Raw genomic sequence first — 441 nt, 5'->3', positions numbered from 1 at the left:
CCGCGGGGCCAAAATACTCGACCTGGACTATATCTTCTATATTGTTATAAATTTTTGCCCTCAGGCGATTCAATAGCTTGTTGTTGGTGTCCGGTTTGCTATTGGAACAGCCGGTTTCGTCGTGACAAGAGCTTGATGCGTGTACTATATATTCATCACCATAGGAGGCCATGGGTGGTATGCCGTCTTCATCCGGCTTGTAAGGCAGGTGTTTTTTCGGATCCCCCTGAGGCCGCTTGCGATTTATTATTTCAATTGTGCCGGGTTCGGGTAGGGCGATATTTTCTCTTAAATGGCCAATTACTTCATCGCTCAACAATATTACCGGCGTACGATATTTTTCGGCCAGGTTGAATGCTCGCACGGTTAAATAGTACATCTCTTTTACCGATGCGGGAGACAGGACTATAATTGAGTGGTCGCCGTGGGTTCCCCAGCGAG

1 pseudogene is annotated in these 441 nt (G+C 47.4%); it reads right to left on the bottom strand.

Annotated features, from left to right (window positions below):
* Positions 1–441, bottom strand: a pseudogene (locus tag IT084_RS19135) (2-oxoacid:acceptor oxidoreductase subunit alpha); the annotation flags it as partial.

It is taken from the genome of Desulfallas sp. Bu1-1, from assembly GCF_015594625.1.
Taxonomy (GTDB): domain Bacteria; phylum Bacillota; class Desulfotomaculia; order Desulfotomaculales; family Desulfallaceae; genus JADNRQ01.
Note: the sequence above shows the minus strand (reverse complement) of the source record. Positions and strands in the feature narration are given on the sequence as shown.